We start from the raw sequence: 8,147 nt of genomic DNA, 5'->3' as shown, positions 1-8,147 counted from the left end.
CTCTTTCTTGCTTTTCGTACCATGCTTGTGTTCTGAGATGGAGAGCTTTATTGTAAACTAATCTTACACAGCCCAAAGTGCGCCGCAATAGCGACTCTTGTTCTGGTGTGGGGTAAAATCGGTAAGAATAGGCTTTTTCCAGGTCTCACATTTTAGCATATATTTGGTAAATGTGCTAGTATTTAACGGTAAAGCCGTCGTAGAACGACGGGGTTTCAGACCCAAATTTTCGATGAATTATCCCATCCCGACTACCCCCGAAGAAATTGCCGCCCTCCGACAGCGTCCCGTCGATGAGGAGATGATCGCTGCCGTGATTGCGGGAATTATTAGAATGGCCCGCGCTCAGGGTCAATCTCTCGATGATCTTACTGAAGAAATTCTCGCAGAAGACCCGATTTTAGATCAAGTGCAACGACGTTGGTTAAGTCAGCTTTTGACTAATGCTTGGCAAAATTTAGCTGGATGGGTGTAATTGAGCGATGGAATGGCTAACAATCACTCTCGCTAGTGTTTTGACCCTGTTAACTCCGGCGGGGGCAATTATCGATACGGTTTTAGCCCATACCCTTCGCTCCCAAGTCCAAAAAGTGGAACAATTAGCCGTGAGGGTCGATAATACTCCCAATTATCAGGCTCTGCAAGGCAAAATCGATCGAGTTCGCATTTCTGCACGGGGAATTTATCCCCTTGCTGATGTTCGCATTGAGAAGATCGAGCTAGAAACTGAGCCAATTAGCCTCGATTTGCGGCGATTACAGCAAAAAAACGGCAGTTTAGCCGCCGCTTTGCGCCGACCAGCTGCGGGGGCATTGCATCTCGTCCTCACGGAAACTAATGTTAATCAAGCTCTACAATCGGCAGCGGTCAAAGAACAAATTCAGACCCTGATTAATAATCTGATTCCCTCTAGGGAAGAATCTGATAGCACAAAATATCAACTTAGTCAAGCAAGTTTTAACTTTCTTAATAATAATCGAGTCGCTCTGAGGCTGGAGCTAGAGACACAACGGCCGGACGAACCGGCAGCCAGCCTCGATCTGAGCTTAGAAGTGGGATTTAAGCTAGTGCAGGGGCGAAAAATCGAGCTTATTGACCCCACAGCCACTCTTAATGGTCGTCGCCTCTCCTCGCGCCTTCTCAAGGGGTTTGCCGAGGGTATATCCACCCAGTTAGATTTAAAAAACTTCGAGAAACAAGGAATTATCGCCCGCCTTCTCCAATTGCAGATCGACGATGATAAGCTGAGTATAGCCGCCTTTGGCAGCATTGAACCTCGATCGGGGAACCCCAATTAAATTTAACGGTCGGAAAACAGGAGATGTTTCAGTATTATGCCGAGTTCTCGCTCTAGCGATAAAATCTCTTTACCTTGGATAATTGGTATCGGCCTCGCTTTATTTACTGCTGGTGGGGCCACTGCTTGGTTTGCCGTCCATCACCTATCTTCCTCCCAGAAAAACAGCGAAAACCCGATTGAATCTCCCACTCCAGTGCCGATAAGTCAATCACCAATTGTTAAACCAGTTTCTCCCGGTCCAGTGGAGACAAGTCCGACAGCAACTCCTGCAGCTATTCCTGTTAGGGAAAATCGACAGGTTTATTGGTTAAAAGTGACTGATACGGGTAATCAATTAGTCACCCAAGAAATTACCGTTCAAAAAGCAGATAGCGACGACCGAGAGTTAACAGCAGTATTGAAGATTCTATTAGCTGGTCCAAGTAATCCTCCGGATATGACTACTATTCCCCCCGGGACTAAATTACTTGATTTAAAAGTAGATAAAACGGGAATTAAGATTAATCTCTCGCGCGAGTTTGGCACTGATGATGGCCCTGATATGTTGATCGGTCGTTTGGCACAAATCATCTATACTACTACCACCGAGAATCCCCATGCCAAAGTCTGGATTCAAGTGGAAGGAAAACCACTAGAATTATTAGGAGAAGGCCACGGTATTGAAGTTGCCCAACCTATGACTCGTAAGTTTTTTGAGGAGAATTATCAATTGTAATTTGTCCGCGCATTTCAATTGTTGGTTGCGATAGCGAATTGAAGTTAACTAGGGGGATTACTGGGGGGATAGGGAAAAAGAATTGGATAGGGAATTTTAATTCCTTCTTGCTGATAGCGTCGGTGTAGGAGTTTAATAAATTCGTGTTTAATGGTGAGATGTTGAAAAAATTCTTCTTCTACCACCTTGAGATAAACTGTCAGCAGAATACTATAGTAATCGAATTTACGATAAAGGATCAAGGGTTGATAGTCACCGAGGTTAGGTTGCAATAACTGGGCGATTTCTTGCATGACTTCTAGGGTAACTTTTTCGACTTTTTCTAAGTCACTATCGTAACTAATGCCCACTTCCACGGGAACCAGTAGGGAGTGATCTGGTAAACTATAGTTACGGAAACTAGAAGAAATGATCTGAGCATTGGGAATAACCAAAAGATTATTGGTAATTTCTTCGATTACTGTGCATCTTAAATCCACATCTCGCACATAACCAGCTTCTCCCGTTCTCAGTTCTATATAATCTCCCGGTCTAACTTTTTTAGAAGTGATAATATTAATCCCCGACATTAAATTAGCTAGGGTATTTTGGAGAGCTAAACCGAGGGAAACACCCCCAATACCCAAGGCAGTAAGCAGGGGAGTTATCGAAATGCCAATCGAGCTTAGAATAAGCAAAAAACCGCAGCTAAAAATCAGAACTTTGGCGAGAAATTCAAATAGGGAAGTGAGGGAAGAAATGCCATCATCTCCCGTGGTATAAACTCGTAATATTTCCACGGATAATTGAGCAACAACCCAAGTAGCCGAAGCTAAAAAAGCCACTAGCAGAAATTGTTTGCTCAGGAAAATGAGGGAGGGAAAGAGGGGAAGATTGGGAAGGGAGAGGGCAATATTTAAACCCAAAAGTCCGAACCAAAGTATACTTAATCCACGCAGGGAACGTAAAACCCCTTCCGAGAAACGCAGGTTTTTTTCTCTGGCAATCGATAAAAGTTGACTGACAACGCGCTGTTCTACGAGCCATCCCAACAGCAGGAAACTGAGGATGATGGTGATAGGTAAGATAATATAGGGCCAATCTTCCAGTCTGGTTAATAGGTTCATTGCTAGAGGGTTAGAAAAAGATGCACTTTTGTCTTATATTATTCCCCATTTCTCTATCTCTAGCAGGGGCGGTGGAATTTTGGGGCAAAAAGTTGCAAAATGTAAAGAGAAACTCATCTTTCCTTCGGCAGCTTGCGTGAATAGTCAGTTAGTTAAACCAAAATTCGGACTTTATCGATTCTTAATGGTTATAATCGTGGTTTTGTTCTTGATTAGCACCTATTTAATCACCTTTCATCTGGCTAAGATGTCAGATCCCTACATTAAAGAGGTGTTATCCCTACAAGGTAATGTCAGTCGCGGTTACGAAATCTTTCAGATTAACTGTGCTGCTTGTCACGGCCAGTTTGCTGATGGCATCGTCGGACCGAGTTTAGAGGACGTTTCCCATCGCAAATCGAGAATTAGTCTGATTGAACAGGTAATTAGCGGTAAAACCCCACCAATGCCCAAATTTCAGCCCGATTCTCAAGCTATGGCCGATTTATTGGTTTATTTAGAAAATCTTTCAAAAAACTGACTCTTGGCTGACATTGATGGTAAGCTAAGACCCATTGAAACTGGGTGGGGAATGGGGGAATGGGGGAATGGGGAATTTCAACTAAAACCCTAAAACCCCAAAACCAAACCCCTGAGCGACTGATAAATTTTACTTATATAGAAAAATTTTGCTTCTATTTGGGTACGCTAGTAGAAACACTTAACGATAAATACTTATGTCTTGGCATTCCCAAGTTGAACCGGCAATTATCCAAGGAGATTTCTGGCAAGTTAGCCAGTTTTATCAAGAACTGATAGAAAGAGAACCCCTAGAAATTAGTCATTATTGGTATTTAGGATTAGCCTATCTTTTGGAAGCTAGGGAAGAAGAAGCACAAACTACTTGGTTATTCGTCCTCAGTCAAGGGGATGAACAGGAAATGACTGCGTGGACAGCAGATTTAGTCAATATTTTAGATGGGGAAGCGCGAAGACAGTTAGAGTTAGGCAATTTAGAAACCAGTTGGTTAATTCGAGGGCATATTCGCGAGATTAGTCCCGATAATATTGATAATTTACTGCGGTTTATTTTATTAGCAATTAATTTGAATTATTTCGAGCAAGAGCAGTTAAAAACTTGGTTATTTATTGATGTGTTAAAAACAAATGATTTCCAGAGTCTAGAGTTAAGTTTATTGGAAGAAGTTTTAGAAAAATTTCTCGATTCTCAGATACCAGAAACCGTCCCTTACTTGGAAGCAATATTTCAATCTAACTGTCAGCGACAAACTTTCATCAAAGTAGTAGAAGCTAAAGTAACTTCTCTGGCCATGAATAATAAACCATTGGCTATTGATATTATTAATACTTGTTTGGCAGTAGAACCAGGGCAAATTTATCTGTTAGCTGAACTGTATCAATGTTATTTTGATAATCGAGATTTTGCCGATGCTATCCAAGTAGCTAATCAATTAAAAACAAGTTGTCAAGGGTTGCCTTCTCAAGCTGTAGCTGATTTTATTGCTCTTTATGTCAAATTATTTAGCGGTAATTGGGTCGATATTAAGGCAGATATTGAAGAATATGCAGAATCCTTGCAAAAAAGTATCGCTAATCGAGAATGTCCAAGATTATTGGATAGACCATGCCTATCAATTGTATCCCCTCTAGTTTACCTAGAAGATAACCCAAGAAAAAACCGTTACATTAATAATTGTGTTGGTCAACTTTTTCAGGAATATGTTCGCAATAATTATAACCGTCATTCTCTGCAAAAATCGACTATTAAAGATGCCAATAAAGTTCTTAAAATTGGCTATATTGCCAATACTTTAGGCAATCATTCTATCGGATTAATCTCTAGATGGTTAATGAAGTATCATGACTATAATGAGTTTCATGTCTCTTTATACCTAGTATCTCAAAAAGAAGATTTTATTACTGAAAATGATTTTAAAAATCGGGTAAATGCTTGCTATAATTTACCGATTAAGCCTCTACTGATTGCTGAAAAAATTAGTCAGGATAATATTGATATTTTGGTAGATTTAGACAGCATCACTAATGAAGCAACTTGTCAAGTCATGGCACTAAAACCCGCACCAATACAAGTGACTTGGTTAGGTTTTGATGCGTCAGGAATTCCTGCAATTGATTACTATCTTGCTGATAATTACGTTTTACCAGCAGCTGCACAGGAATATTACCGAGAAAAAATTTGGCGCTTACCTAATTCCTATATTTGTGTGGATGGTGTCGAGGTTGCTTCCCCTTCTCTCCGAAGGGATGATTTAGGGATTCCAGAGGATGCAATTAATTACTTAACCGCACAAACGGGGGTTAAACGTAACCCTGAAACTATTCGACTTCAGCTACAAATTTTAAAGGCAGTTCCTAATAGTTATTTGAGTATTCAAGGGTTAAGTGATGCTAAATCAGTGGAAAAATTATTTTTCAAAGTTGCCGAGGAAGAAGGAATTAATTATGAGAGATTAAAAATCTTACCCCTCTATCCCACAGGAATTTATCGAGCAAATTTAAGAATAGCTGATGTGGTTTTAGATACCTATCCTTTTACGGGAGGAATGACGACTTTAGATGTGCTGTGGATGGGGATTCCTTTAGTTACAAAAGTTGGTCAACAATGGTCATCGAGAAATAGTTATACTTTAATGGTTAATGCGGGAATTAGTGAAGGTATTGCTTGGAGTGATGAGGAGTATATCGATTGGGGAATTAAGTTAGGTAAGGATGAAAACCTGAGACGCAAAGTTATCGCTAAATTAGATAAATCTAGACAAACTTCCCCGATTTGGAATGCACGTCAGTTTACTAAAGATGTGGAAAGCGCCTATCGTCAAATGTGGCAAATCTATTGTGAAAGTTAATTAGGGAGAATTAAATTATGTCTTGGCACAATGAAGTTAAAACCGCTTTAGAAAACAATCAATACGATATTGTTAGTCAGTTTTACGAAGAACTGATAGAAAAAGAACCCCTAGAAATTAGTCATTATTGGTATCTAGGATTAGCCTATCTTTTGCAGGCAAAAGAAGAAGAAGCACAAGCTACTTGGTTATTGGTTTTCACTCAAGGAGAAGAACAGGAAACCGAGTCATGGATGCTAGAATTAAGCAATATTTTAGCTGCCGAAGCTAACCGACAATTAGAGTTAGAAAATCTAGAAATCCCTTGGTTAATTCGTAAACATCTACAGGAAATTAATCCCAGTTATCTCGATAATTTACTGCATTTAACTCTCGTTGAAATTAAATTAAATAGATTTCATCCTCAACAACTGCAAGAATGGCAAATACTAGAATTAATTACTCAGGGTTCAGTTAACTCTCAATTATTGGAACGGGTAGTAATTGCCGTCATACCTTACGCTCATGAATATACCATAGAATTAGTTCGGTTAAGTTTACCCTATCTTGGCAATTCTCTAGAATTACTTAATCACGTCATAATTATTACTCGACGCTTTGCTTTTGAGAAATATCAACCTAGTTATTCCGTTGACTTAGCGGAAGCTTTTCTTCCCCTTTATTCCGAAAATTTGTACTTAGTAGCTAATTTATTTTGGTTTTATGTCTCTGTCCCTAACTACCCAAAAGCAATAAACTTTATTAAAGAATTCAAAGATAAAAGCGAAACAATTGATTTAAAAATGTTTAGTCAATCTCTCCTCTTTAATGGTTCTTTGCGTGCCTCTAAATGGGATGATATTCCTAGTATTTGTCAAGAGTATAAACACTTAATTAGACAATTCTTACAAGAAAAACCTCAAGACATACATCCCTTAGTCAGGGAAGCTTTGCTAACAGTTATGAATCCGATTTCTTACTATGAAGATAACCCGAAAGAGAATCGACCTCTTTTAAATCAGATTGGCAGTTTTTTTCAAAAAACTTACCAAGAAATGCTGGGTTTTCAAGAGGAAAGTTTTGACAAACCTAGAGAAGATAATGCCAATAAAAAACTGAAAATTGGTTACATTGCCCAAAACTTAAAACGTCATCCTGTAGGATTTTTGAGTCGTTGGACTATTAATTATCACAATCGTGAGCAGTTTGATATTCACCTTTATATGGTGAGTCAATCTGTGGATGAAATAACGAAACAATGGTTTTCTAATCCCGCAGATAAAATCTATCATGCTACTGCTGACTCCCTAGCAACCTATCGCAAAATCAAAGAAGATAACATCGATATTCTTGTGGATTTAGATAGTGGTACTGGACCAATGGTTGTCCAAGTTATTGCCTTAAAACCTGCTCCTATTCAAGTTAACTGGTTAGGTTTTGATGGTTCCGGTTTACCCGCAGTAGATTATTTCCTAGCAGATAATTATTCTGTACCAGAAAATATCCATAATTACTACCAAGAAAAAGTTTGGACTTTGCCTAACAGTTTTATCGCTGTAGATGGGTTTGAAATTGCCGTTCCTACCCTGAGACGAGAGGATTTAGGTATTGATAATGATGCGGTTATTTACCTAAATTCGCAAACATCAATGAAGTGTAATCCTAAAATTATCAGCTTACAGATGCAAATTTTGAAATCCGTACCTAATAGCTATCTATTAATTAAGGAGTTTGCTAACTCAAAAACTATTCGCTATTTATTTAAAAAAGCTGCTGAGGAATTAACAATTGGTCAGGATAGATTAAAATTTATTCCAATCGATTTTGACGAGGAAACTCATCGAGCTAATCTAGGTATTGCTGATATTGTACTGGATACTTATCCTTATAATGGTGCTACCACAACTCTAGAAACTCTTTGGATAGGAATTCCTTTAGTCACGAGAGTTGGTAAGCAGTTTTCCTCGCGCAACGGTTATACTTTAATGATGAATGCGGGAATAACTGAGGGTATATCTTGGAGTGATGAGGAATATGTGCAGTGGGGAATTAAGTTAGGATTGGATAAAAATTTAAGAGAAGAAGTCCGTTGGAAACTCCGAAAGTCTCGTCATACATCTCCCCTCTGGAATGCCAAACAATTTACCAGAGATTTAGAAACTGCTTATCGGCAAATGTGG

Annotated in this window: 8 protein-coding genes; 6 read left to right on the top strand and 2 right to left on the bottom strand. The window is 39.1% G+C overall.

Translation table 11 applies throughout. The features are described from left to right. Nucleotides 1-142, bottom strand: a 142-nt coding sequence (locus tag IM479_RS15660; protein WP_287686063.1) for a helix-turn-helix domain-containing protein, incomplete at its 3' end; no start/stop codon positions are given. 90 nt (nt 143-232) lie between these two features. Between IM479_RS15660 and IM479_RS15655 the strand changes: the two genes are divergently transcribed. Genes IM479_RS15655 through IM479_RS15645 form a run of 3 tightly spaced genes read left to right on the top strand, consistent with a single transcriptional unit; the run spans nt 233 to nt 2,015 of the window. Then, nucleotides 233-475, top strand: a complete 243-nt coding sequence (locus IM479_RS15655) for a hypothetical protein (RefSeq protein WP_002763591.1) — start codon at nt 233-235, stop codon at nt 473-475. A 7-nt stretch (nt 476-482) separates the two neighbouring features. Continuing rightward, entirely contained in the window at nt 483-1,298 is an 816-nt protein-coding gene (locus IM479_RS15650) for an LmeA family phospholipid-binding protein (RefSeq protein ID WP_287078607.1), read from the top strand. A gap of 36 nt (nt 1,299-1,334) precedes the next feature. Continuing rightward, the gene (locus tag IM479_RS15645) at nt 1,335-2,015 is read left to right on the top strand and encodes a GerMN domain-containing protein (protein WP_287687364.1); all 681 of its coding nucleotides are present in this window, start codon (nt 1,335-1,337) and stop codon (nt 2,013-2,015) included. 44 nt (nt 2,016-2,059) lie between these two features. Here the strand turns inward: IM479_RS15645 and IM479_RS15640 are convergent, their stop codons facing one another. Further along, on the bottom strand, nt 2,060-3,121 hold the full coding sequence (locus IM479_RS15640) for a mechanosensitive ion channel family protein (protein WP_287687362.1): 1,062 nt from the start codon (nt 3,119-3,121) through the stop codon (nt 2,060-2,062). A gap of 28 nt (nt 3,122-3,149) precedes the next feature. Here IM479_RS15640 and IM479_RS15635 point away from each other — a divergent pair, with 28 nt between their 5' ends. From IM479_RS15635 to IM479_RS15625, 3 genes are all read left to right on the top strand, one after another. Continuing rightward, entirely contained in the window at nt 3,150-3,641 is a 492-nt protein-coding gene (locus IM479_RS15635; RefSeq protein WP_425185002.1) for a c-type cytochrome, read from the top strand. A 196-nt stretch (nt 3,642-3,837) separates the two neighbouring features. After that, nucleotides 3,838-5,988, top strand: a complete 2,151-nt coding sequence (locus IM479_RS15630) for an O-linked N-acetylglucosamine transferase, SPINDLY family protein (protein ID WP_287687360.1) — start codon at nt 3,838-3,840, stop codon at nt 5,986-5,988. Between the two features lie 17 nt (nt 5,989-6,005). Beyond that, a partial coding sequence (locus IM479_RS15625) for an O-linked N-acetylglucosamine transferase, SPINDLY family protein (RefSeq protein ID WP_287687358.1) occupies nt 6,006-8,147 on the top strand: 2,142 nt, incomplete at its 3' end.

It is taken from the genome of Microcystis sp. M165S2 (assembly GCF_020245885.1).
In the GTDB taxonomy this organism is placed as follows: domain Bacteria; phylum Cyanobacteriota; class Cyanobacteriia; order Cyanobacteriales; family Microcystaceae; genus Microcystis.
Note: the sequence above shows the minus strand (reverse complement) of the source record. Positions and strands in the feature narration are given on the sequence as shown.

Coding starts and splice junctions, on each gene's coding strand:
- IM479_RS15655 (WP_002763591.1), top strand. CDS start 233: ATGAATTATCCCATCCCGACTACCCCCGAAGAAATTGCCGCCCTCCGA.
- IM479_RS15650 (WP_287078607.1), top strand. CDS start 483: ATGGAATGGCTAACAATCACTCTCGCTAGTGTTTTGACCCTGTTAACT.
- IM479_RS15645 (WP_287687364.1), top strand. CDS start 1,335: ATGCCGAGTTCTCGCTCTAGCGATAAAATCTCTTTACCTTGGATAATT.
- IM479_RS15640 (WP_287687362.1), bottom strand. CDS start 3,121: ATGAACCTATTAACCAGACTGGAAGATTGGCCCTATATTATCTTACCT.
- IM479_RS15630 (WP_287687360.1), top strand. CDS start 3,838: ATGTCTTGGCATTCCCAAGTTGAACCGGCAATTATCCAAGGAGATTTC.